The 22,433-nt window shown below is 50.5% G+C and carries 4 protein-coding genes; all 4 read left to right on the top strand.

Annotated elements, in window-relative coordinates:
• The first annotated feature begins 377 nt into the window (after nucleotides 1-377).
• The 4 genes from AB4Z30_RS25845 to AB4Z30_RS25830 all read left to right on the top strand — a co-directional run bounded on the left by AB4Z30_RS25845 (nucleotide 378) and on the right by AB4Z30_RS25830 (nucleotide 22,420).
• A complete protein-coding gene (locus AB4Z30_RS25845; RefSeq protein ID WP_441930311.1) occupies nucleotides 378-15,410 on the top strand; it encodes an amino acid adenylation domain-containing protein in 15,033 nt (5,010 codons plus the stop codon).
• Nucleotides 15,411-15,562: 152 nt separating this feature from the next.
• Nucleotides 15,563-18,874 (top strand): non-ribosomal peptide synthetase, encoded by a 3,312-nt coding sequence (locus AB4Z30_RS25840; RefSeq protein ID WP_441930299.1) that lies wholly within the window; start codon nucleotides 15,563-15,565, stop codon nucleotides 18,872-18,874.
• Entirely contained in the window at nucleotides 18,864-20,690 is a 1,827-nt protein-coding gene (locus AB4Z30_RS25835) for an ABC transporter ATP-binding protein (protein ID WP_441930298.1), read from the top strand. Before AB4Z30_RS25840 ends, AB4Z30_RS25835 begins: the two co-directional genes overlap by 11 nt.
• Nucleotides 20,687-22,420, top strand: a complete 1,734-nt coding sequence (locus AB4Z30_RS25830; protein ID WP_441930297.1) for an ABC transporter ATP-binding protein — start codon at nucleotides 20,687-20,689, stop codon at nucleotides 22,418-22,420. Before AB4Z30_RS25835 ends, AB4Z30_RS25830 begins: the two co-directional genes overlap by 4 nt.
• Nucleotides 22,421-22,433 lie beyond the last annotated feature (13 nt).

Raw genomic sequence — 22,433 nt, 5'->3', positions numbered from 1 at the left:
AAAGTCAGCTCAGGTGCCGAAGCCATAGGTACGGCTGATTTTTTGCTGTCCACATGGAATCCTACAGCTAGTCTTACTTCAATGGGAGGAACCTCCCTAGCCTACCCCATATTCAATTCCGAATCCAAATGTTAAACCTAAGCCCGTTTTCAGGTGGCTCGTCCCTAGTATGCATAATGAAACAAGGGAGATAGAAGCAGCACCTTTTGTGAGGATCGATGTTTTTTTACTATCTTTTACGCATGGAACTAATGGCACAATTGCAAGGCAGAGGGCTGCCTCATGTGATCAACCGAACAAGTGGAACGGTGATCCTGTGAAAGCCATGATATTTGTTGTTACATTTTTTGAAAAGGCGGGCAGCATTGCTGTGGTATATGCTCTGCCGGATTGCTTTTACCGATGAAGAGAGGGGAACGATCCAGGTGGCTTTTGAAAAAGAAACGTTGTTTTGGAATGAAACATTAGGTAGCGATGACTATACCTTGACGCGGTTGCCTTACAGCAAAACTCCAGGATCGCTGGCACCGATGATGACAACAGTCAGCGGTTCGATTTCGGAGAAAGCAGCACAACGTGTACTTCAAATGAGCAAGGGCGCTCCGCTGGCTGTTTTTATGATCTTGCTTGCTGGTGTTCAGTCGCTCCTGCATAGATATACAGGCACTTCTGACATTCTGGTTGGTATGCCAGTTGTACGGAAAAAAGCGGAGGAACGCCGTTCCGTTAATCATACAGTTATTTTGAAAAACTCACTTCCTACGGGGGCAACTTTTAAAACGCTTTTGAGCGAACTGAGAACTTCCTTGCCGGAAGCAATTCAGCACCAACATATTCCTTTCTTAAAAATGACGGAGAAGTTGGATCTGCAATATATAGACGGTATACCTGTTGTCCATACGCTAGTGTCCCTTAGGGAATTACACCTGGATGAGATCGGGCAAAACATGGTCACGGATTGTTCCTTTGCATTCAGCTTAACCGGGGGGACGATACAGCTTGCGCTCTCATATAATGAACACTTATATGACTCCGTCTTCATGACTGGGGTCGTCGGTCATCTAGATCGCCTGCTGACTGTGGGGCTTCACGAACTGGAGCTGGACATCGTACGGGCGGAGATGCTGTCAGAGGACGAGAAAATTCAAGTGTTGCAAAGTTTCAACGACACGGAGAAGGACTACGCTCGTGATCGGACAATTCATCAACTCGTGGAGGAGCAAGTGCAGCGTGTGCCCGAAGCGACGGCGGTTGTCTTTGAGGAGCAGCGGCTTTCGTATGCGCAGTTGAACGAACGGGCGAACCGGCTGGCGCGGACGTTGCGATCAGTCGGTGTGGTACCCAATCAACTGGTAGGTTTGATGGCCAGAAGGTCGCTGGAGACAGTTGTCGGCATTCTGGCAGTTCTGAAAGCTGGCGGTGCCTACGTGCCAATCGACCCGGAATACCCGGAAGAACGAATACGCTACATTTTGGAGAACTCAAACGCGCAGATGCTACTGACTCAAAAGGAATTGTTGCAGCAGGTGGCATTCGAAGGAACTGTACTGGCTATGGATGACGAGCAAGCCTATAACGATGATGGCTCAAACCTTGAGCCAGCTAGCGGTCCAAATGATCTTGCTTATGTCATCTATACGTCAGGTACGACGGGCAAACCCAAAGGAGTTATGCTGGAGCATCGTGGTTTGGTCAGCTTGAAGCTGATGTTCGCGGATAGTTTGGGCATCACGGAGCATGACCGGATCATTCAATTTGCCAGCCTGTCATTTGACGCATCTTGTTGGGAAATATTCAAAGCGCTCTATTTTGGCGCGGCTTTATATATCCCGACGGCCGAGACGATTCTCGACACTCGTCTGTTCGAAAGTTATATGAACAAGCATGCGATTACGGCAGCGATTTTGCCTCCGACGTACAGTGCTCATTTGCATCCGGACCGCCTTCCCAGTCTAACAAAGCTTGTAACGGGAGGGTCGGCGGTATCGGCCGAATTCGTGCAGCAATGGAAAACAAAGGTTCACTATTTTAATGCTTACGGACCAACTGAGGCTTCTATTGTTACGACGCTTTGGGATGCAGATGAGGAGCAGTCGCAGCACAGAGTTATTCCAATCGGTCGTCCATTGGCCAATCACCAGATTTTTATTCTGGATGCCCACCTGCAACTTGTGCCTCCAGGAGTGGACGGCGAGCTGTGCGTTGCAGGCGTGGGGCTAGCGAGAGGGTACCTGAACCAACCGGAGCTGACAGCAGAGAAGTTCGTGGAACATCCGTTTATCCCGGGAGAACGCCTATACCGGACGGGAGATCTCGCCCGCTGGTTGCCAGATGGAAATCTGGAGTACTTGGGCCGGATCGATCATCAGGTGAAAATTCGTGGATTCCGAATTGAGATCGGCGAGATCGAAGAGCAGCTTCTAAAGATTGACTCCGTGCAGGAGACAATCGTAATCGCGCGGGAAGGCAAAAGCGGGCAAGAACTGTGTGCTTACCTGGTCGCGGGTCACTCGCTTACTCTCGGCGATTTGAGAAGTGCGCTGGCGCAAAAATTGCCGAATTATATGATTCCGGCACACTTTGTTCAGCTTCCACGGATGCCGCTTACACCGAACGACAAAATTGATCGCAAGGCTCTGCCCGCTCCGGAAGGAAACGCACTGACGAGTGGTACGTACGTAGCTCCCCGCAATGAAGCTGAGCGAACGCTTGCCGAAGTGTGGCAGGCAGTATTGAATGCTGATCGTGTTGGAGTAACGGATCATTTCTTTGAGCTTGGCGGAGACTCGATCAAGTCCATCCAAGTATCTTCGCGGCTTCATCAAGCCGGGTACAAGCTGGAAATTCGGGATTTGTTCAAATATCCGACGATCTCGCAGCTCAGCCTGCATGTAAAACCGATCGGACGTACCATCGATCAAGGCGAAATAACGGGTGAAACGGCGCTGACGCCGATTCAGCACTGGTATTTCGAGAGCTCTTTTGAAGACTCACACCATTTCAATCAGTCGGTGATGCTTTACCGGAAGGAACGCTTCGACGAAGATGCAGTAGGTCAAGTACTGCAAATGCTGGTCGAGCATCATGACGCCTTGAGGATGGTATTCCAGAAAACGGACCAAGGGGTTAGTGCCCGAAACCGCTCGATTCAGGAAGGTGATCTATTCACGTTGGACGTGTTCGACTTGAAGAATGCGGTGGATACCGGGCAGGTTGTGGAAACAAAATCAACGGAAATTCAAGCGGAAATTGATCTGGAAAACGGCCCCCTCGTAAAGGCAGGGTTGTTCCAATGTGAGGACGGCGATCATTTGCTGCTCGCAGTTCATCATGCCGTGGTGGACGGTGTATCATGGCGGATTTTGATGGAGGACTTCGCCCTGGGTTACGAGCAGGCAGGCAAAAGGGAGGACTTTCGTTTTCCGGCGAAAACGGATGCGTATCGAACTTGGTCAGAGCAGCTAGCAGATTACGCGCAAAGTCCAGAGATAGCAAAGGAACGGGCTTATTGGCAGGCGATAGAACAAATTGCGGTCCCTGCAATACCGAAGGATATCGAGACAGACGTTACGACGCAGCAGGACAGCGAATCACTTTTCGTTTGTCTGACTTCCGAAGAAACAGAGCTTTTGCTGAAACGAGTGCACCGGGCCTATAACACCGAAATGAACGATATTTTGGTAACGGCGCTTGGTATAGCTGTTCGCAAGTGGACGGGACATGAACGGGTGCGAATCAATCTCGAAGGGCACGGGCGTGAATCAATCGGAACAGATATTGATATTACACGTACAGTTGGCTGGTTTACGACCAAGTTTCCGGTAATTCTGGAGCCTGAAACTGACCGGGACTTGGCTTACCAGATTAAACAGGTTAAGGAAAGATTGCGCCTTATTCCGAATAAGGGGCTAGGGTACGGCATATGCCGTTATCTCTCTAAGCCGGAGGATGGCTCTGTTTGGGGTGCTGAACCGGAAATTAATTTTAACTACCTCGGCCAGTTCGACGATGATGCGAATCAAGAAGAGATCGGTATATCTTTTTATTCCAGCGGTAATCCGGCTAGTGCTAGGCAAGCCCGCAGCTTTGTGCTGGATATCAACGGTATGGTGCTGGATGGCGCTTTGTCACTCGATCTTAGTTACAGCCGGAAGCAATATCGCAAGGAAACAATGGAAGCCTTCGGTCAGATGCTTGGGCAAAGTCTCCGAGAGCTCATTATCCACTGTGCGGATAAAGAGAATACCGAATTGACACCGAGCGACCTGCAATTTAAGGGTTTGACCATCACAGAATTGGAGCAAATTTCTCAGCGTTCAAGCCATATGGGCGAAATCGAAAATATTTACTCGCTTACGCCGATGCAGAAGGGTATGTGGTTTCAAAGTGCGCTTGATCTACAAACAGCCGCTTACTTCGAACAGACACGTTTTACGATGCGTGGAGCACTGAACGTCCAGCTTTTCGAGAAGAGTTGGACAGAACTAGCGAAACGTCATCTGGTACTGCGGGCAAATTTTGTGAAAGGTTCAGCGGGCGAGCCAATGCAAGTCATATACCGCGACAAGCCAATCGGTTTTGAATATGAAGATTTGCTTCATTTGCAGGCGGACGAGAAACAAGCGTATTTGGACAAAAAAGCCGAGAGTGATAAGCTTCGCGGTTTCGATCTAGAATGTGATGCGCTCATTCGAGTTACGATCCTGCGTACGGAAGAACAAAGTTATCATGTGCTCTGGAGTTTTCAGCATATTCTGATGGACGGTTGGTGCTTGCCGCAGCTGACACATGAGCTGTTTGAGACGTACGCGGCCTTGGTGTCCGGCAAGGAGCTGGCAGTAGATAAAGGCTCAGATTATGGAGCTTATATCGAATGGTTGGAGAAACAGGACGATCAGGCGGCATCAGCCTATTGGACATCATTCCTGGAAGGTTATGAAGGGCAAACTGTACTTCCGGGACAAAAAGAACCTGCGCCGAACGGCAAATTCACGGCTGATCACGTCACCGCCGAGCTAGGCAAGGACTTGAGCGAGAGTATGGACCAGGTGGCGAAACAACACCTAGTTACGGTTAATACACTGCTGCAAGCCGCCTGGGGCGTGATGCTGCAAAAGTATAACGGGACAAATGATGCCGTATTCGGCAGCGTCGTAGCCGGAAGACCCGTAGAAATCCCTGGTATTGAGTCGATGATCGGGCTGTTCATCAATACGGTTCCGGTCCGCGTGACGAGTGAAGCGGATACCCAGTTTACCGATTTGATGGCGCAGCTTCAAGAACGGGCGCTGGATTCCGGGAATTATGACTACTATCCTCTGTATGAAATTCAAGCTCGCAGCGTGCAAAAGCAGAACCTGGTCAACCATATCATTGCTTTCGAGAACTATCCGGTGGATGAGCAGATGGAGCAGGCAGGTGACCAGCAACACGGTGACCTGACGATCGCTGAGGTTCAGATGGAGGAGCAGACGAACTATGACTTCAACGTGACCGTGGTACCGGGAGCCGAGATTGAAATTCGTTTTGACTTTAACGCCGAAGTGTTCGATAAAGGCAGCATTGAGCGGCTTAAGGGGCATCTTGTGCATCTGCTGGAGCAGGTGACTGAACATCCGGAAATTACTGTGGGCGATCTGGATCTTGTGACAGAGGTAGAAAAGGCAGACCTTCTCGGACGTTTTAACGATACCACAACGGAATTCCCGCGTGGGAAGACACTTATTCAATTGTTCGAAGAGCAAGCAGATCGCATCCCGGATGCAATTGCCATCTCCTTGAATGAGCAAGAGTTGACTTACCGGGAGCTTAACGAATATGTTAATCGCCTTGCCCGTACCTTGCGCAGCCACGGGATATGCAAAGGTCGTCTGGTTGCCATCATGGCTGAGCGCTCCATCGAAATGGTAGTCGGTATGTTGGCGGTACACAAGGCCGGAGCGGGTTACGTTCCGATTGACCCGGAGTATCCAGAGGAGCGTATCCGTTTTTTAATTGAGGATTCAGCGGCACAGGTCATGCTGACGCAGAGCCGTTTGCGCGAGCGTCTGATGGGTTCGGTATCCGTGATTTTACTGGATGTCGATTCCTTCTATCATGAGGACAGGACAAATCTAAATTCAGACACTGAAGCAACGGATCTGGCGTGCATCATCTATACGTCTGGCACGACGGGTAAGCCGAAAGGCAACCTTGTTTCACACCGCAACATCGTGCGGATTGTGCGAAATACGAATTATATCGATATCACTGAACAGGACCATGTCCTTCAACTTTCGAGCTATTCGTTTGACGGAGCAATTTTTGATATTTTCGGAGCTTTGACCAACGGAGCACGGCTGGTGCTGGTTCCTCGCGATACTTTGTTAGAGATTGGTCAGCTAGCAGATCTCATTCAGCGCGAGCATATATCGGTCATGCTGATTACGACAGCTTTCTTTAATGTGCTTGTAGATGTGAACGTCAATTGTCTGCAGGATGTCCGGGCAATTTTGTTCGGAGGAGAGCGTGTGTCGGTCGGTCATGTGCGTAAAGCGCTCGCCCATATTGGACCAGGGAAGCTTAATCACCTGTACGGCCCGTCGGAAAGTACGGTTTATACCACGTATCTTCCAGTTGACTTCGTAGATGATTCGGCGGTTACTGTGCCTATCGGACGGCCGATCAGCAATACGACGGTGTATATCGTCGACAGCCAGAACAAGCTTTTGCCTGTTGGAGTGGCCGGGGAGCTTTGCATTGGTGGAGAGGGCTTGGTACAAGGTTACAATAATCGGCCGGAGCTGACTGCCGAGAAATTCGTAGCTAATCCGTTTATGCCAGGAGAGCGCATGTACCGAACAGGAGACCTGGCGAAATGGTTGCCGGATGGTACGATTGATTATGTAGGACGGACGGATGATCAAGTGAAAATCCGCGGCTTCCGCATTGAGTTGGGTGAGATCGAAGCTCAGCTCCAAAAAGTGGAGGGGGTTCGGAAAACAACGGTATTCGCGCGGGAAAATATCTCTGGTGAAAAGCATCTTTGCGCTTATTATGAAGCAGACATTGAGCTTCCAACAGCTGAGCTGAAGAGTGCGCTTTCACAGGAACTTCCAGCTTATATGATACCGACGTATCTGATCCAGTTGGAAAGGCTCCCGCTGACCACGAATGGCAAGGTCGACCGCAGGTCTCTCCCGGAACCTGAGGAAAGTTTGCAACCGGGCGAAGGACATATTCCGCCTCGGACTCCACTGGAGGTCGGCTTGGCCGAAATTTGGAAAAGCGTGCTCGGACTAGCGGTTATCGGCGTTCATGACAATTTCTTTGACCTAGGTGGACATTCCTTGAGGGCGACGAAACTAGTGAGCAAGATCCACCAGGATCTGTACGTTGAATTGCCTTTGCGTGACGTATTCCGCTACTCGACGCTCGAAGAGATGGCTCTCGCTATCTCCCGAATCGGAGAGCAGTCGTTCTCGTCAATTCCGCTGGCAGGCGTAAGAGAATATTATCCACTTTCTTCAGCTCAGAAGCGGTTGTACATCCTGAATCAGCTGGAAGGAGCAGATCAGAGCTACAATATGCCGGGTGTGTTGCTGTTGGAAGGATCGATTGATCGGAGCCTGTTGGAAAAGGCTTTCCACGGACTAATTGCACGGCATGAAACATTACGAACAGGCTTCGAGATCGTACAAGGTGAAGCTGTACAGCGCATTTACGAGAGCCTCGACTTCACTCTTAAGTACTATCATTCTAGCGAAGAGGAAGCACCAAAAGTTGTACATGACTTCATCCGGCCTTTCGACTTGGCGAAACCTCCACTGTTGCGAGCAGAACTCGTAGAGCTGGGAACCAATCGTTATCTATTGATGTTCGACATGCACCATATCATCTCTGACGGGGTTTCAATGGACGTTTTCGTTGATGAACTGGTTCGTTTGTATGACGGCCATTCATTAAAGCCTTTGCATATTCAATATAAGGACTACGCTGTATGGCAACAGTCGGATGAACAAGAGGTGCAGTTGAAACGCGAGGAAGTATACTGGTTGGATCGTTACCGGGGGGAGTTACCGGTTTTGGAAATGCCGACGGATTATCCGCGTCCTGCTGTACAAAGCTTTGAGGGACAGACGCTTACGTCCTTCGTAGACCCTGCAACAAACGAAGGCTTAAAGCAGTTAGCTGCTCAAACAGGATCGACGCTGTATATGGTGCTACTTGCAGCATATACCGTGCTTTTGCATAAATACACAGGTCAGGACGATTTGATCGTTGGAACGTCGATTGCAGGCAGAACACATGTAGACACGCAGCCGTTAATCGGAATGTTCGTCAATACGCTGGCGCTCCGCAATCATCCCGCTTCGGAGAAGACTTTCCTGTCGTATTTGGAAGAAGTGAAAGAAACGACCTTAGGCGCCTACGAGCATCAGAATTATCCGTTTGAAGAGCTTGTCGATAAAGTGCAGGTTAGCCGGGATCTAAGCCGCAACCCGTTGTTCGACACCATGTTCTCCTTGCAAAATTTGGAGGATAAAGAGCTAGAGTTGGAAGGGATGAAATTGTCCCCTTACCCTAGCGAATACGGCTCAGCCAAGTTCGACTTGAGTGTGGATGTTACAGAAGAGAACGGCGGTTTGGAGTGCAGCTTTGAATTCGCAACGGCTCTTTATAAAGAAAGTACAATCCGGCGGCTGTCGACTTATTTTGGACAATTGCTTAAGGCGATTATAAGTCACCCGGATGCAAAGATTGCCGAGTTGAACTTGTTGACGTCAGAGGAGAAAGAAATTCTGGACGCCTTTAATCCGGTACGGGTGGAATCAGCTCCTACAGTCGCGTTCCACCGTCTGTTTGAGAAAAAGACGGAACGAACGCCCGAAGCGATAGCTGTTGTGTATGAGAATAACAGGCTGACGTATTCAGAGCTGAACAAACGGGCGAACCGTTTGTCGGCTACGTTGCGTGCAAGCGGCATCGGCCGGGAAACGATCGTTGGTATTCTCGCCGAGCGTTCGGTCGACTTGCTGGTGGCCGTTCTGGCGGTTTGGAAAGCAGGCGGTGCTTATGTACCGCTTGATCCGGACTATCCGGTAGATCGTGTGCGGTTCATGCTACAAGACAGCGGAGCGAAGGTGCTGCTGACGCAAAGACCACTGCGTGAGCGCGCCGAAGCCTGGCTTAGCGATGAGGAACTGGCGTTGTCGACGGTGCTGTACCTTGATGAAGAAATGTCGTACAGCGAGGAGTGGGCGAACGCGTCAATGGATATTGGCCAAGGCTCCAGCATTATTTCTGGTATGGTCTCTGGCAATCTGACAGGAGCTGGGAATGGTGGCGGCGATGAGAACCAATTAAATGTTGTTGATGTCGATGGCATGTACAGCTTCCATGAGGCTCGTCCGGAGGATCTAGCCTACGTAATTTACACGTCGGGAACAACGGGCAAGCCGAAGGGCGTAATGATCGAACATCGCAGTCTGATGAACACGGCGGTGGGCTACCGTCGGGAATATCGGTTGGATCAGTTCCCGGTGCGGCTATTGCAGCTTGCTAGCTTCTCGTTTGATGTGTTCGTAGGTGATATCGCACGCACACTGTATAACGGAGGCACGATGGTCATCGTGCCGAAGGACGATCGGATTGATCCGTCCCGTCTATACTACTGGATTGAGCAGGAGCGAATTAACATCTTTGAATCGACGCCAGCGTTAATTGTGCCGTTTATGGAATACGTGTATGAGCATGGGCTGGATATGAGCGGGATGGAGCTGTTAATTACAAGCTCGGACAGCTGTAGTGTGGCGGATTACCGGAATTTGCAGGAACGCTTTGGATCGCTGTTCCGAATCATCAACGCCTATGGCGTGACGGAAGCGGCAATCGACTCCAGTTTCTATGACGAATCACTGGCAATGTTGCCGCAAACAGGCCATGTGCCAATTGGCAAAGCGTGGCTAAACGCGAAGTTTTACATTGTGGATGCACACCTCAATCCAGTGCCTGTCGGAGTACTGGGCGAACTAGTTATCGGCGGAGTTGGGGTCTCGCGCGGATATTTGAATCGTCCAGAATTGACCGAAGAGAAATTCGTCGATAGTCCATTCGCTGAGGGTGAACGGTTATACCGCACAGGAGACTTGGCGCGGTGGATGGAAGACGGCAACGTGGATTTCATCGGCCGGATCGACAATCAGGCGAAAATCCGGGGGTATCGAATTGAAACTGGGGAGATTGAGTCCCAGTTGCAGCGCGTGGAAGGCTTGCGAGAAACAGTGGTTCTGGTTCGAAGTGATGCGACTGGTCAAAAAGCGCTATGTGCCTATTACACGCTAGATACCGGAGCTGAACTGGCAGTAAACGATCTGCGCAGTAGACTGGCACAGGAGTTGCCGGGCTACATGATCCCGTCATACTTCGTAGAACTTGAGGTTCTACCTCTGACACCGAACGGGAAAATCGATCGGAAGGCGCTGCGAGCACCAGAAGGGGAAACAGCAAGTGGAACGGAGTCCATCGCACCGCGCAATGAGCTGGAAACGAAGCTGGCGTTGATATGGCAGGAGGTTTTGGGGTTAACAAAGGAAATTGGCGTTTATGATAACTTCTTCGACATTGGCGGTCACTCTCTGCGTGCGACGACGCTGGTTAGCAAGGTTCACCAAGAGTTGAACGTAGATCTGCCTCTGCGTGACGTGTTCCGTCATTCCACCATCGAGAGCATGGCAGTAGCCATTTCACGGTTAAATGAACAGAAATTTGTTTCCATTCCGGTGGCAGATGACCGAGAGGTTTATCCGCAATCTTTTGCCCAAAAACGTCTTTATATCCTGAACCAACTGGAAGGTGCGGAGCTTAGCTACAACATGCCAGAAGCAATGCTGCTGGAGGGTACTTTGGATCAGGCAAGGTTCGAAGAAGCGTTCCGCAAGCTCATAATGCGGCATGAAATGCTGCGTACCGGATTTGAAATGGTAGATGGCGAAGCATCGCAGCGGATTTACGAGGATGTAGATTTTGCCGTGGAGTTCTATCAAGCGGATGAGCAAGAAGCTGAGGAGATCGTTCACCGTTTCGTCCGTCCGTTTGATTTGGCAAAACTTCCGCTGCTAAGAGTGGGTCTCGTAGAGCTTGCTCCAGAACGCCATATTCTCATGTACGACATGCATCACATTATTTCTGACGGCGTATCAATGGAGATCTTTATCGAAGAATTTGTCCGCCTGTACCGGGGAGAGTCATTGGAACCTCTGGGCATTCAGTACAAAGACTACTCCGTTTGGCTACATTCGCAGGAGCAGAAGGAAAGGCTTCAGCATCAGGAGGCGTACTGGCTGGACATGTTCCAAGGCGAACTTCCGGTGCTCGAAATGCCGACCGACTATCCGCGTCCTTCTGTGCAGAACTATGAGGGTCAGACAATGGAATTTTTCTTGGATTCTTCTAGAACAGACAGCCTGAAGCAGCTTGCCTCGGAAACAGGTACGACGCTGTTTATGGTTCTACTCGCGGCATATAACGTGCTTCTGCACAAATATTCAGGTCAGGAAGATGTGATTGTCGGTACACCGATTGCCGGAAGGAACCATGGAGACGTGCAGCCGTTAATCGGGATTTTCTTAAATACGCTGGCCATCCGCAGTTATCCGGTTTCGGAGAAGACATTCCTGTCATACCTGAACGAAGTGAAAGAAACGACTCTCCACGCTTTCGAGCATCAAAACTATCCGTTCGAAGAATTGGTGGACAAGGTTCAAGTCAACCGTGATTTAAGCCGAAATCCACTTTTCGACACACTGTTTACGATGCAGAATACGGAGAACGAAGAATTTGAGTTGGAAGGTCTTCGCCTGATCCCTTATCCAAACGAGCTGGATACCGCCAAATTTGATATCAGCTTGGATGTGGGCGAGGAGAATGGAGGCTTGGATTACAGCTTCGAATATGCGACGGCTCTTTACAAAAGAGAGACGATCGAACGGTTGGCTAAACATTACGAGCAGCTGCTCGTAATGATCATAAACCGCCCGGATGCAAAGATCGCCGAGCTGAGCTTGCTGACTTCAGAGGAAGAAGACCAAATTCTCGAAGATTTTAACCCGGTGCAACCGGAATTGGCTCCTGCGGCTGCGTTCCACCATCTGTTCGAGGAACAGGTTGAACATATACCGGAAGAGACAGCCGTTGTTTACGAGAATGACAGGCTGACGTATGCGGAATTGAACGAGCGATCGAACCGTTTGTCGGCTACGCTGCGTGCAAGCGGAATCGGGCGGGAGACAATCGTTGGTATTCTTGCCGAGCGATCGGTAGACCTGTTGGTGGCAGTACTGGCTGTTTGGAAAGCAGGTGGTGCGTATGTACCGCTCGACCCGGACTATCCGGCAGACCGCGTGCGGTTCATGCTTGAAGACAGCGGAGCGAAGGTGCTGCTGACGCAAAGACCGCTGCGAGAGCGTGCCGAAGCTTGGATCAGTAACAAAGATTCGGTGCTATCAGCGGTTCTGTACCTTGATGATGAAACGTCGTACAGCGAAGAGTGGGCTAATGCACCGATGGGTCGTGACAAAGGCTCGAGAATAGCTAACTGTATGGATTCTGGTACGGTTTCCGGCAAGCTGACGGGTGTTGTGAATGGTGATAGAAGACACTTAAATGTTGTTGATGTCAATGGCATGGGCGATTTCCATAAAGCGCGTCCGGAGGATCTGGCGTACGTTATTTACACGTCGGGAACAACCGGCAAGCCGAAGGGCGTTATGATTGAGCATCGCAGTCTGGTGAACACAGCGGCGGGTTACCGTCGGGAATACAAGTTAGATCAGTTCCCGGTGCGGCTGCTGCAGCTCGCCAGCTTCTCATTCGATGTGTTTGTGGGCGATATTGCGCGTACGCTGTACAACGGAGGCACAATGGTGATTGTGCCGAAGGACGACCGGATTGATCCGTCTCGTCTGCACCACTGGATCGAGCAGGAGCGGGTGACCATTTTTGAATCGACGCCAGCGCTCATCGTGCCGTTTATGGAATACGTACACGAGCAGGAGCTAGACATAAGCGGGATGGAACTGTTGATCACGAGTTCAGACAGCTGTAGCATAGCGGATTACCGAACCTTGCAGGAACGCTATGGCTCGATATTCCGGATCATCAACGCCTATGGCGTGACGGAAGCGGCAATCGACTCCAGTTTCTACGATGAGCCGCTGACAAGTCTGCAGCAGACTGGCCATGTGCCTATCGGTAAAGCATGGTTAAATGCGAAGTTTTACATCGTGGATGCGCATCTGAACCCAGTGCCCGTTGGTGTACTTGGCGAGTTGGTTATCGGCGGAGTTGGGGTCGCACGCGGGTACTTGAATCGTCCGGACCTGACAGAAGAAAAGTTCGTAGACAGTCCGTTTGCCGTAGGTGAGCGATTGTACCGCACGGGAGACTTGGCGCGGTGGATGGAGGACGGCAACGTGGACTTCATCGGCCGAATTGACAACCAGGCCAAAATTCGGGGGTACCGGATTGAAACGGGTGAGATCGAGTCGCGATTGCTGCGGGTAGAAGGCGTGCGCGAAACGGTGGTACTGGTTCAAAGTGACGCAAACGGGCAGAAGGCGCTCTGCGCATACTACACGCCAGATCCTGGAGCGAAGCTGGCAGTGAATGATCTGCGTAGTGCACTGGCAAAGGAGTTGCCAGGATATATGATCCCTTCATACTTTGTGGAGCTTGACCATCTGCCTCTGACACCGAACGGAAAGATTGATCGGAAGGCGCTGCCAGCGCCAGAAGGGGAAGGGGGAGGCGGAACAGAGTATGTCGCACCACGTAATGAGCTGGAAACGAAGCTGGTGGTAATTTGGCAGGAAGTTCTGGGGATTGCGAAGGAAATCGGCGTTTACGACAACTTCTTCGACATCGGCGGCCACTCCTTGCGAGCGACGACGCTCGCGGGCAAGGTATTTAAGGAATTAAACGTCAACTTGCCACTGCGTGACGTATTCCGTCACTCCACGATTGCGGCGATGGCTGATGCTATTGCCCGGATGGAACGGTGGGAGCATGAGACCATCCCTCAAGCGGAAGAGAGAGCGTACTACCCTCTGTCCTCCGCACAGAAAAGGCTTTTTATTCAGCACACACTCGACGGAGCAGATCAGCTTTACAATATGCCAGAGCTGGTGCAGTTGGAAGGTGAGCTTGATTTAGGCCGGTTGGAAGATGCTTTGCGGAAATTAATCACACGGCATGAATCGCTACGCACCGGTTTTGAAATCGTGAAGGGCGAAGCGGTTCAACGGATTTACGCACAGGTCGATTTTGTGATTGAGCATCATCAAGCGGATCAAGAGGATGCGGTTCATATCGAGCAGATCATTCGTAGCTTCGTTCGTCCGTTTGATCTCGGTAAGCCTCCGCTTCTGCGCGCCGGAGTTATTGAGCTGGAGCCAAACATGCATATTCTTCTTTTCGACATGCATCATATTGTATCTGACGGTATATCGATGGCGATTGTGATGGATGAGTTCTCGCTTTTATACGCAGGGGAAGAACTACCACCACTGCGCATTCAATACAAGGATTACGCCGTCTGGCAGCAGTCGAAGGCTCATCAAGACCGGATCGGGAAGCAGGAAGCGTACTGGCTGAAAACTTTCGAAGGTGATCTGCCGACGGCAGACCTTCCAATGGATTACGAGCGGTCTGCGGTTCGCGACTACGAAGGCATGCATCTGGATTTCGATGTCGAAGCTTCTCTTTCTGCGCGGTTACGCCAATTGGCAGCCGAGCGTGAAAGCACGCTGTATATGGTGTTACTTGCGGCTTATACCGTGCTGCTGTCCAAGTACAGCGGGCAGGATGACTTGATCGTGGGTACCCCGGTGGCGGCAAGAACAAATGCTGATTTGGAATCGGTCATCGGGATGTTTGTTAATACGCTGGCACTCCGCAATCGTCCGTCTGGTAACAAAACGTTTTTGTCCTATCTTGAAGAAGTGAAGGAGACAGCTTTGGGTGCTTTCGAGAATCAGGATTATCCATTTGAAGAGTTCGTGGAGCGTTTGAATGTGAAGCGGGAACCAGGGCGCTTCCCGTTGTTCGATGCCGTTTTCGACTTGCAAAATATCGAGGAACAAGACGTTGAACTGGAAGGAGTCAGCCTGAAGAATTATGAACTTGACCAATTGGAAGAAGCAAAGTTTGATCTAACACTGTTTATGTATGAAAACAACGGAGCATTGAGCGGAGGCTTCTTCTACGCCACCAAGCTGTTCAAAGAATCGATGATCCGTGCCTTGACAGAGGATTACCTGCGGGTACTGTCTCAAATTGTGGAGAATCCGCAACTGGAACTAAGCCAAATTGAATGCCATAAACCGGTGGCAAGCGCCAAAAGTGCCGTCGATACCATCGAATTCTCATTTTAATGCTACAAGCGCGCATCCGCCATCAAGCGAAAGCGGTGGGCGTTTCAAGGAAGACAGGGAACAACATGCAAGCCCGGAGATGCGCAGTTCAAATTAAGCTTTTTGAATCTGCGCCGGGGCATGCGGTCACTTCATTTTTAGGGGAGGTACAGATGAAATCTTTGTTTGAAAAGGAAGAAAGGTACTGGAGCGGTAAGTTTGAAACCGATGACAGCCTGAGCTTCCTTCCCTACAGTAAATCCTCCAAATTATCTGCTTACGGCCAAGCTACGGCTGAACCAGGGCTGATTCGTCGTACTCTGCCGAGCGAACTTTCGGAGAGAATAATTCGCCTCGCAAATGGCTCGGATTTGGCTTTGTACATGATTGTTTTGGCAGGAGTGAAAAGCCTGCTATTCAAATATACTGGTCAGGATCAAGTGTTGGTTGGCATGCCTTCTTATAACGCAGAACCCGACGGGACTCCTCCACCGCATGAGATCTTGGTGATTAAGACGTCTATACACCAACAGATTACGTTGAAGACGCTACTCGGGGGCATTAAAGCTTCCATCGGAGAAGCACTGGAACATCAACACTTGCCTTTTCGAAAAATGGTGGAACAGCTTCATCTGGACTATATGGGGGACGGCCTGCCAGCCATCAACACGGTAGTATCCTTCACCCCGATTCATCCCGAACCGATGGTTAACCGGATGACGACGGACACCTTTTTTCGCTTCGACCGTCAGAACCACTCCATTCAGCTGGAAATAAGCTTTAACGAGCAACGGTACGAGCAGGCCTTTATGGAACAGGCGACCGACCATCTGGTTCGACTACTATCCGTGCTTTTATTTCAACCAGATCTGGAGCTTGGACAAGCAGATGTGCTGTCCCCGGACGAGAGAGAAACGTTGCTGAATCGATTTAATGATACCGAAACCGGGTTCAATCGAGAAAAGACGATTTATGGTTTGTTCGAAGAACAGGCTGAGCTTTACCCGAATAACGTAGCCGCCGTCATGAATGAGCGGCAACTGACCTATCGCGAGCTGAATGAGCGATCCAATCGGCTTGCGCGTAAGTTGCGGGAGACGGGAGTTCAAGCAGATCAATTGGTAGCGATTTTGGCGGAACGCTCACTGGATATGGTGGTGGGCATTCTGGCGATTCTCAAAGCGGGCGGAGCCTACGTACCTGTAGATCCCGATTACCCGGAGGAGCGCATCGGCTTCATGATCGAGGATTCAGGCGCGCCGTTATTGCTGATTCAACAGCATCTGCATAAGAAGACTGACTTTGCAGGAACACGCATTGAGATAGATGATTTTGTTTGGGATGACAGAGTGGCAGACTCTGAAGACACATGGGACACTTCGAACCTGGAGCCGATTTCTGGTCCTAGCAACCTGGCCTATGTTATCTACACGTCGGGAACAACCGGCAGACCGAAAGGGACGTTGATTGAGCATAAAAATGTTGTACGACTCCTATTCAACGACAAGAACCTGTTTGACTTCGGGCCTTCCGATACTTGGACGCTGTTCCACTCGTTCTGCTTTGATTTCTCCGTCTGGGAAATGTACGGAGCACTGCTGAACGGAGGTAAACTGGTCATCGTACCGCCACTCACAGCAAAAAATCCAGCTGAGTTCCTGGCACTACTGGGCCGTGAACAGGTTACGATTTTGAACCAGACGCCTACCTACTTCTATCAGCTGCTGCGTAATGTTCTATCAGATCATGCTTATGAGCTACGGATTCGCAACGTTATCTTCGGAGGCGAAGCACTGAGTCCGCTTTTACTTAAGGGTTTCAAAACGAAGTACCCGGAGACAAAGCTGATCAATATGTACGGTATTACCGAGACGACAGTTCACGTTACATATAAGGAAATTACGTGGGTCGAAATAAAAGCGGCGAAAAGCAATATCGGTAAGCCGATCCCAACATTGAGCGTGTATGTTCTGGATGAAAACCACAGGCCTGTGCCGATCGGTGTGGCAGGTGAAATGTATGTGGCTGGGCAAGGTCTGGCGAGAGGGTATCTGAATCGCCCGGATCTGACAGCAGAGAAATTTGTCGATTCCCCGTTTGCGGAGGGGGAGAAGCTGTATCGCTCGGGTGATTTGGCGGCTTGGTTGCCGGACGGCAACATCGAATATCTGGGCCGAATCGACCATCAGGTGAAAATCCGCGGCTACCGGATTGAGCTGGATGAAATCGAGACGCAGCTTTTGAAGATCACCACTGTGCAAGAAGCCAAGGTGCTCGACCGCGATGACGCGAACGGCCAAAAGCAGCTTGTCGCCTACTATGTCGCGGAAAAGATACTGAAGGCGCATGAACTCAAGGAGGAGCTTGCCAAGCAGCTTCCAGGATATATGATCCCATCGCATCTTATGCAGCTTTCGCAGATGCCATTGACCTCAAACGGGAAAATCGACCGTAAAGCGCTGCCTGCACCGGAGGAAGCTATGACATTGGAAGTGGAATATGTCGCGCCGAGAACGCTGCTCGAAATGAAGATCGCCCGCGTCTGGCAGGATACGCTTGGCATTCCGCAGGTTGGCGTAAAGGATAACTTTTTTGAGCTTGGTGGAAACTCCTTAAGTCTGATGAGGCTTGTTCAAGCTGTTTACGATGAAACGGGTATTGAAGTACCGCTGAACCGCCAATTCCATCATTTATCTGTTGAAGCCATGGCTTTCGGGGAGGGGGATCTAGGTCTGGATCAGGGGGGAGACTCCTTCATTAAACTGAATAAGGCAGGAGATTTGAACGTGTTCTGCTTCCCTCCTGGCAGCGGGTTCGGTATCGGTTACCGAGAGCTAGCAAGCAGGCTGGACGGTCGATTCGTGCTCTACGGTATTGATTTTATCGATGATGCTGTCAACAATTATGAGGCTATGCTGAACCGCTATGTGGATGAGATTGTCAGCATCCAGCCCAAAGGACCTTATGTGTTACTAGGTTACTGCTTTGGAGGAAACCTGACGTTCGAGGTAGCCAAAACGATGGAGAAACGAGGGTATTCTGTAACGGACGTACTCATGGTGGACTCGTGGATTAAAGACACGCTGACACCGGCTGAAACGTCGGAGAAAGAGCTTGAAGAAATGCTTGCCGATTTCGAGGAAGAAGAGAAGGAATTAATGAGCAGCCCACTTGTGCGAGAGCGGGTTCATCGGAAGGTCAAGGCAACCTTGACGTATGAAGCACAGCTGATTAATTCCGGCACAATATCGGCCCGGATTTACGAACTGATTGCGAAGGACAGCGAAGCTTTCCGTCTGGAGCATCAGTTGCCGTCTTGGCGGGGGGTAACAACGCAAGCTTATGCTGATTACCGACTGGAAGGTGCGCATGAGGAATTGCTTGAACTCGCGCGCGTAGATGAAACTGCCGTAGTCATCCGGAACATTTTAGAGCAGGTCAAGCGGCAGATTCAAGCGGAGGCTGGGGTGCTGCATGGAAGCTGACCGGCAGCCGCCTGCTCCACAACAAAGCGCGGTGACGTCTTCCAAACGCCAAACTGCCTACGCTACCTGGAAAGCGTTCCGCTGGCTGATGTCCTATGTGAACCGTCACAAAGGTTGGATGATTGTCGGTATCTTGTCCGCGATTGCCGCCGCCGTTATTGAAATATGGACGGGAAGTTTGATTGAGCGGCTGACCACCGAAGCCGAGGAAGGAGCGGGGCCAGTCGTTCTGCAAATCGTGTACACCGTCTTTGTGGTCATCTTGATCGGTGTGCCAGCGAAGTTTTTTATGAGCTTTGGTGTGGAGCGGAGCAGCGCTTCTGCGGTGCAGGATATTCGTAACCATGTTATGCATCATATCGGCAAACTCCGGGTCTCCTATTTGGAAAAGCAGCACTCGGGTGACGTGTTGTCGCGGATGAACAATGACCTGCAGCTCATCCAGCAGTTTATGATTCGGGATCTAGCCCAGTGGTTCTATCATCCACTATTGTTCATCGGCTGTTTCTCCTATTTGATCTACCTCCAATGGGAGCTAATGCTGTACAGCCTGCTGTTATTTCCTTTAGCGCTGTTCGTTTCCCAATGGATCGGCAAGCAGCTGGAACGGTTGACGGAAGAAGCTCAGACCAACATGGGCCGAATGAACGTTAACCTTCAGGATACGCTTGGGGGTATGCCTATTGTAAAAAGCTACCTGTTATCCGGCATGTTATCCCGTTCCTACCAAGTGCTACTGCAATTGACAGCTCAAAAAAAGCTGGCCGTGAAAAAGCGTGAAGCCTGGGTCAACCCACTTCTTTCCACGCTGATGATCAGTCCTATCATTTTCGCTGTCAGTTACGGAAGCTATTTAATCTATCAAGGGCAGCTTGGTGCGGGAGAGCTGGTTGCCTTCCTATACTTGCTGAATCTGTGTCTGGAGCCGCTGGAGCATATTCCCGAGCTCATCACGCGCACATTCGAAATGACCGGTGCCCTGAGAAGGGTCTCCGACATCGTAGAGCAACCGATCGAAACGGAAAATGGCCGTTCTCTTCCGAGAACAAGTGCAGCACCTATCGATTTTCAGAACGTAACCTTTGGGTACGAGGAAAACTCCCCGATCCTGCGGAATGTTAGCTTCTCCGTGCCGGAAGGAAAGACGATTGCGCTTGTTGGAGCGAGCGGTGGAGGAAAGAGCACGGTATTTAAACTTGTATGCGGTTTTTATCCGCTTCCGGAGAATCAAGGCGAGATCCGCGTATTCGGCAGCCTAATCGAAGGAGCCGATCCGGAGCAGCTTCGGTCACATTTTTCGGTGGTCACTCAGGATTCCTATTTGTTTAGCGGCACGATCGCTGAAAATATCGGCTATGGGCGGGAAGAAGCATCGATGGACGAGATCATTGAAGCAGCCAAAGTAGCCCAGGCACATTCTTTCATTATGCAGCTTCCCGGCGGTTATCAGACGTATGTCGGAGAGCGTGGAGGTTTCTTATCTGGCGGTCAGCGCCAGCGTATCGCCATGGCTAGGGCTTTTCTGAAGAATGCTCCCATTCTGCTGCTAGATGAGCCAACATCGGCTCTTGATCCGGAGTCTGAAAGTGCGGTTCAGGAAGCGCTGGGTGTATTGATGAAGCAAAGAACGACGATGGTTATTGCCCACCGGCTGTCTACGGTACAAAGTGCAGACGAGATTTGGGTCATGGAACAAGGAAAACTTGTGGAAAAGGGTACTCATGAACAATTACTGGAGATGAAGGGACTGTATGCCCAGTCGTACTACCAGGAATTTACCGAGTCTGCCGAACGCAGGGAGGTGGCGTACATATGAAAAAGAGCGGACGACTCTCGCAAGTGAAAGAACTCGGCTACTTGTTAACCTTTATGAACCGCAAGCAAAAAGCGCAGTACGCCACAGGCCTTGCTGTAACGGCGCTCACCCAGACATTGTTCCTAATCGCCTTCAGTCTGGTCGTACATAACTTGGTTGATTTTGCCGTATCCCGAGATACATCTCTAATGGTGAATGCTTTTATTATTTTAGGTGCGGCGTTGTTCCTGGAAAATATAATTTCTCCCTGGTTCATTTATTTGTACCAGCGTAGTGTCGAATTGACGGTGCTGAATATTCGCGAGCGTCTGTATGACAAACTGTGCCGGGTGCGGCCGAGATTCCTGGAGCAGACACACCATGGGGACTTGCTTTCGCGAGTGAACAATGACGTAACGACCGTTGAGTTTACATTCTCGCAGGTTTATTTTGTGTTGCTGCTTCAAGTTGTCTTTTGCATTGGCTCGATTGCCTCCATGGTGTTGATCGATTGGCGGTTTGCCGGCGTATCCTTCGTCATACTGCTATTATCCTCCGTGGTCAGCCTGAAATTTGCGCGAGACATTCGCATCTTGTCCGAACAAGGTTTGAAAACACTCGGTAAAATGACCGAAAAATTCAAAGATTTTATGGGCGGTATTCAAATGGTGAAGCTGTTCCGCATCCGCACGATCTACAGCCAGTACGAGACGTTGAACGAACAAATGGCACAGACGCTTCGGCAAACGGCTAAGAAGAACGGCATGCAGGCAGCGGTGAACCATTTTATCAGCTATGTTACGTTCTGCGGCATTATCGTCATCGGCAGTCTCCTGTATGCCTACGGAATGATGGGCATGGGAAGCGTCGCTGCCCTGGCGGTTCTGCAAGTGAATCTGACACATGCCTTGTTGAACTTGGGGACGGTTCTGTCGATGACCCAAAATTCACTCGCTGGTGCTCACCGGATTCAAGAGGTGTTAAGGGAGGAAGAGGAACCGGAGCGTCTGGGATCTCCTCACAGCGAACTTGTGTCTGAGGCTGCAGTGGAATTTCGCGATGTGGAATTTTCCTATCAGGCGGATAAAAAGGTGCTTGTAAACATGTCCATGCAAGTGTTTCCCGGTCAGGTTGTTGCGATCGTGGGAGCCAGCGGCAGCGGCAAAAGTACGCTGATCAAGCTGTTACTCGGCTTTTATCCTGTGGACAGCGGTGAAATTTTGCTTCAAGGCAAACCGTTTGGTCATTACACGCTGGACGAAATTCGCAGGCAGATTGCATACGTTCCGCAGGAACCGTTTTTGTTTACCGGCACGATTGAGGAAAACATCCGCTACGGTAACCCGGACGCATCAGAAGAAGAAGTGGTCGAAGCAGCCAAAGCGGCATATGCTCATCATTTTGTTCAGGAACTTCCTGAACAATATAAAACTCCGGTGGGAGAGAGGGGAGCCTCATTATCGGGCGGACAAAGGCAGCGCATTGCAATCGCCCGGGCGATTCTCAAAAACGCCCCAATTTTGCTGCTGGACGAAGCGACTTCCGCACTGGATAACGAATCCCAGCATTGGGTACAACAGGCCCTGAATGTTTTGATGAAGGGGCGCACCACGATTCTGATTGCTCACCGTCTCAGCACGGTGGAACATGCAGATTTAATTAGTGTAATGAATCAAGGGACGATCGTCGAACGGGGTCGCCATCAGGATCTGCTGGCGCTCGGGGGTTATTATGCTCGGCTTTACGGTTAGCTTATCTACAAAC

The organism is Paenibacillus sp. 2TAF8 (assembly GCF_052114825.1).
Lineage (GTDB): Bacteria > Bacillota > Bacilli > Paenibacillales > Paenibacillaceae > Paenibacillus.
The sequence above is the reverse complement of the archived record's forward strand: the minus strand, read 5'-3'. Positions and strand labels throughout refer to the sequence as shown.

Bases quoted from the DNA above. Each gene is read 5' to 3' on its own strand.
- AB4Z30_RS25840 (WP_441930299.1), top strand. From the start codon at position 15,563: ATGAAATCTTTGTTTGAAAAGGAAGAAAGGTACTGGAGCGGTAAGTTT.
- AB4Z30_RS25830 (WP_441930297.1), top strand. From the start codon at position 20,687: ATGAAAAAGAGCGGACGACTCTCGCAAGTGAAAGAACTCGGCTACTTG.
- AB4Z30_RS25835 (WP_441930298.1), top strand. From the start codon at position 18,864: ATGGAAGCTGACCGGCAGCCGCCTGCTCCACAACAAAGCGCGGTGACG.
- AB4Z30_RS25845 (WP_441930311.1), top strand. From the start codon at position 378: ATGCTCTGCCGGATTGCTTTTACCGATGAAGAGAGGGGAACGATCCAG.